Origin of the sequence: Rubrivirga sp. (assembly GCF_049648075.1) — a bacterium.
Classification (GTDB): Bacteria; Bacteroidota; Rhodothermia; order Rhodothermales; family Rubricoccaceae; genus Rubrivirga.
Genome location: NZ_JBARYR010000198.1, coordinates 1 through 4,223, shown reverse-complemented (window position 1 = coordinate 4,223; position 4,223 = coordinate 1). Strand labels below are relative to the sequence as shown.

Here is a 4,223-nt window from a genome sequence, read left to right as displayed (position 1 = left end):
GCGTGTTTCACGAGCCGACCAACGTCGCCGGGTCCGTCGATACTGCCGACGGGTTCCTACGCGCCGTCGACCGCGCGACGCGCCGGACCGTCCGGCCGCAGGAGGCTGTCCGCGCCGTATGCGCCGTCTTGTCCCGTCGCCTACCGCCCGATACCTGGCGCGCCCTCGAGGCCGACCTCCCAGCCGGCGTCGCCGCACTCCTTGCCGTCCCTCCCCATCCAGACTGACCGCACCGATGGCCCGCTCCGCTCCCCGAGACCTCCGCCCGTCCCGCGCTCGCCGCGTCCTCTCCCGCCTCGACACGCCCGCCGTCCGCTGTCCTTCCAAAGCGGGTCAGGCCGGAGAACGGCTCGAACACGTGCGCCTGGAAGTCCTCGGTCATCCTCGGCTCGTTGTTCGCAACGGAGATCGAGACCCCGCCTTCGGTCCGCCGGGTCGACACGGTCACGATGAGCTCGTGGCCTCCGGCGTCACCGCGGCCCGAACAGAACGGGCCGTCCTCGAGCGACGTCACTCGTCCTCGAGGACGGCGCCCGTCTCCGGCCTGAGCAGTGGGAACAGCAGGACGTCGCGGATCGAGTCCTGGCCCGTCATCATCATCGCGAGCCGGTCGATGCCGACGCCCAGTCCAGCCGCCGGCGGCATCCCGTACTCGAGGGCGCGCAAGTAGTCCTCGTCGATCTCTCGCGTGGCCTCGTCGTCGCCGGCGGAGGCGAGGCGGGCTTGGTCCTCGAACCGGGCGCGCTGGTCGAGCGGGTCGTTGAGCTCGCTAAACGCGTTGCAGAGCTCCTTGCCGCCTGCGATCAACTCGAACCGCTCCACCAACCCAGGCTTGGTCCGGTGGCGCTTGGCCAAAGGCGACAACTCGACCGGGTAGTCCGTGACGAACGTCGGCTGGACGAGGGTCGGCTCGACCGCTTCGCCGAAGATCTCGTCGACCAGCTTGCCCGCTCCTTGGCTGTCGTCGACCTCGAGGCCGAGACCTCGGGCCACGTCAGCGATCTCGTCGCGGGATGCGACCGCGCCGTCGCGGTAAAGCTGGGTGCCCGTCGCGTCCTCGATGGCGTCGAAGATCGGGATCCGCTTGAAGGGTGCTGCGAAGCTGAGCACGTGCGTCTCGCCCTCGAGGACGCGCGGCACATCGGTGGAGCCGGTGGCGGCTAGCGCGACGGCCTCGAACATCCGCTCCACCAGGTCCATCATCCAGTCGTAGTCGCGGAAGGCGACGTACAGCTCGAGCATGGTGAACTCCGGGTTGTGGAAGCGAGAGAGCCCCTCGTTGCGGAAGTCCTTCGCGATCTCGTACACGCCCTCGAAGCCGCCGACCAGCAGGCGCTTGAGGTAGAGCTCGTCCGCGATCCGCAGGAAGAGAGGCATGTCGAGCGCGTTGTGGTGCGTCGTGAACGGGCGGGCCGCGGCGCCGCCGTAGAGCGGCTGGAGGGCCGGCGTCTCGACCTCGACGTAGCCCCGGTCATCGAGGAAGCCCTGGATGGTGCGGACGATCCGGTGCCGCGTCTTGAACACGTCGCGGACCTCCGGGTGCAGCGCCAAATCGGCGTAGCGCTGGCGGTAGCGGAATTCGGGGTCCGAGACCTCGTTGAACGTCTTGGTCTCGCCGGTCTCCTCGTCCGTCACCGTCTTCTCGACCGGCAAGGGCTTGAGCGACTTGCTCAGCAGAACCAGGTTGTCGGCCTCGACGGACACCTCGCCCATCCGCGTGCGGAACACGACGCCCTCGATGCCGACCCAGTCGCCGGTGTCGAGCAGCTTCTTGAAGACCGTGTTGTAGAACCCCTCGGGCAGGTTGTCGCGCTTGACGTAGATCTGGATCTGGCCCGACTCGTCGGCCAGGTGGAAGAACGAGGCCTTGCCCATGACGCGCTTGGTCATCATGCGCCCGGCGACGGTCACGCGGATCGGCTCCGTGCCGTCTTCTTCGGGGTTGTTCGCGTCGTCGTCGTAGGCTTGGAGGACGGCCGCGGCAGCGTGCGTCGTGGTCCAGGCGTCGGCGGGGTACGGCTCGACGCCGGCGTCGCGCAACGAGGCGAGATGGTCGCGGCGGACGCGCTCTTGTTCGGTGAGGTCGGTCGAGGCCATGCGGGCAGTCGGAGGTCGAGACGCAAGATGACCCGACCTCGAGGGCGGCGCACGACCTCGAGGGCGTATTCGCCCGATCTAGCCCGTCTCGCCCTCGAGGACGCGAAACTCGTACTCTGCGAGATGGACATCACCCCCGAGCCGATCGTCATCGGCGGCACCGAGATCGCGCGCGGCGCGCGCACGACGGTCCGCCTCCCCATCGCGCCGCTCTACACCTTGGCGGACATGGCGATGCCAGTTCACGTCATCCGAGGACGCCGCGACGGGCCTCGCCTGTTCGTCTCGGCGGCCATCCACGGCGACGAGATCATCGGCGTCGAGATCATCCGCCGACTGCTCGGGCTCCAGCTTCTCCGCAAGCTCCGGGGGACGCTGATCGCGGTGCCGGTCGTGAACGTGTACGGCTACACCGCGCGGTCGCGGTACCTCCCCGACCGGCGCGACCTCAACCGCTCGTTCCCCGGCTCCGCAAGCGGCTCGATGGCCTCGAGGCTGGCGCACACGTTCATGAGCGAGGTCGTGGCCAACAGCACGCACGGCATCGACCTCCACACGGGGGCCATCGATCGGACGAACCTGCCACAAGTCCGCGTGTCGCTCGACATCCCGGAGGCCGTCGCGATGGCGCGGGGGTTCCGGGTGCCGCTCATCCTGCACGCCAACCTGCGTGACGGCTCGATGCGCCAGACCGTCTTGGAGCGCGGCGTCCCGGTCCTCCTCTACGAGGCCGGCGAGGCACTGCGGCTGGACGAGAAGTCGATCCGGGTCGGGCTCCGCGGCATCGTCTCGGTGATGCGCGGACTGGGGATGTTGCCGAAGACGGCGCCGACGCGCGGCATCGAGCCGTTGGTGGCGCGGAGCAGCCGGTGGACGCGGGCCGAGGAGAGCGGGACGCTCCAGATGACGCACGACATCGGGGACCTGGTCAAGGAGGGGCAGCAGGTCGGGACGCTGACGGCGCCGCTCGGGGAGACCTCGAGGCCGGTGATCTCGCGCGACTCCGGCCTCATCATCGGCAAGACGCAGCTGCCGTTGGTGTACGAGGGCGAGGCCATCTTCCACGTCGCGCGACTCGACGAACCGGACACGGCCCAAGCCCGCCTCTCGACCTACGACGACCGTCTCTCGGGGTGGCGCGAGCCCGTCGAGGCCGATCACTGACCGGGGGAAGTGGCACGGGGCACGAGGTGCGGGGCGCCTTCGGCCACGGCCTCGAGGTCGACCCGGCGGCTCAGGTCCCCTTGACGAGTCATCCGCGGGACCGCGAGGCGGAAGCGCAGCCAATCCGTACGGTGTCGATCCCGACCTTTAGGGTGCACCCGACCTCGAGATCGATAAGGACCGAGTTTCTGATGCGCTGTCCTCGAGGATCACCCGACGCTAACCTCCCGTCGTCTCCGGCAGAGCCTCCGTGCCCCCCACGTCCTCGATCCGACATCGCCTCGACCACGTCTTGGGCCTGCTCGGCCTCGAGGGCGATCCGTACGCGCCGCGCGAGCTCGCCGTCGCGATCGTGCTCCGCGACGGCGTGTCCGTCGAGACGGTCTTGGAGCGGTTGGGCCTCGACCTGTCCGGCCTCAAGGCCGCCGACCTCGACCCGACCGCCACAGCCTTTGCGGGTCTAGCCGTCGGCACGGCGTTCGAGCGCGACGGGACGGTCTGGACCAAGGCGACGCTCGACGCGGCCGTGTCCTCGACAAAAGACCGAGACCGACAGCGCCTGGTCGTCCGCGCCTACGCGACGGCGACGCGGCAGCAAGGTGCGCCCAACGCCTTCGCCTGGGAGGACGACGCCACGTCGTGCGTCGCGGTCCGCTTTTCGGCCTCGATGCGCGTCATCCCGCGCACTCCGTAGCGTCCTCGAGGACGACGCCGGGCACGTTGGGACGGGGTCCGTCTCCTGCCCCTTGCCCTTTTAGTCCACCAATCGGGCGACGTCTGCCAGGAGGAGGTCGCGTCCTGAGCGGAGCCGTTCGGCGACCAGCCGGGCGAGAGCCGATGCCGACGAGCGTGGGGGCTGACCATCGGCCAGCATCGTGACGTGCTCGGCGCTCTGACCGAGGGCCTCGACGGCAGCAGCGGCGGCGGCGAGCCACGTCGGAGTGGGAGCGCCGCCCTGGGCC

5 protein-coding genes are annotated in these 4,223 nt (G+C 69.5%); 3 read left to right on the top strand and 2 right to left on the bottom strand.

Annotated elements, in window-relative coordinates:
* Positions 1-227, top strand: a 227-nt coding sequence (locus tag WBA11_RS05765) for a hypothetical protein (protein ID WP_424519759.1), incomplete at its 5' end; no start/stop codon positions are given.
* Between the two features lie 283 nt (positions 228-510).
* On the opposite strand, the gene lysS is transcribed toward WBA11_RS05765, so the two are convergent.
* On the bottom strand, positions 511-2,097 hold the full coding sequence (gene lysS / locus WBA11_RS05760; RefSeq protein ID WP_424519758.1) for a lysine--tRNA ligase: 1,587 nt from the start codon (positions 2,095-2,097) through the stop codon (positions 511-513).
* 123 nt (positions 2,098-2,220) lie between these two features.
* Between lysS and WBA11_RS05755 the strand changes: the two genes are divergently transcribed.
* Both WBA11_RS05755 and WBA11_RS05750 read left to right on the top strand, forming a co-directional pair.
* The gene (locus tag WBA11_RS05755) at positions 2,221-3,261 is read left to right on the top strand and encodes a succinylglutamate desuccinylase/aspartoacylase family protein (protein WP_424519760.1); all 1,041 of its coding nucleotides are present in this window, start codon (positions 2,221-2,223) and stop codon (positions 3,259-3,261) included.
* A gap of 250 nt (positions 3,262-3,511) precedes the next feature.
* A complete protein-coding gene (locus tag WBA11_RS05750) occupies positions 3,512-3,955 on the top strand; it encodes a hypothetical protein (RefSeq protein ID WP_424519757.1) in 444 nt (147 codons plus the stop codon).
* Between the two features lie 60 nt (positions 3,956-4,015).
* Here WBA11_RS05750 and WBA11_RS05745 read toward each other — a convergent pair.
* Positions 4,016-4,223, bottom strand: a 208-nt coding sequence (locus WBA11_RS05745) for a hypothetical protein (protein WP_424519756.1), incomplete at its 5' end; no start/stop codon positions are given.

Excerpts from the sequence above, each read along its gene's own strand:
- lysS (WP_424519758.1), bottom strand. The coding sequence starts at position 2,097 with ATGGCCTCGACCGACCTCACCGAACAAGAGCGCGTCCGCCGCGACCAT.
- WBA11_RS05755 (WP_424519760.1), top strand. The coding sequence starts at position 2,221 with ATGGACATCACCCCCGAGCCGATCGTCATCGGCGGCACCGAGATCGCG.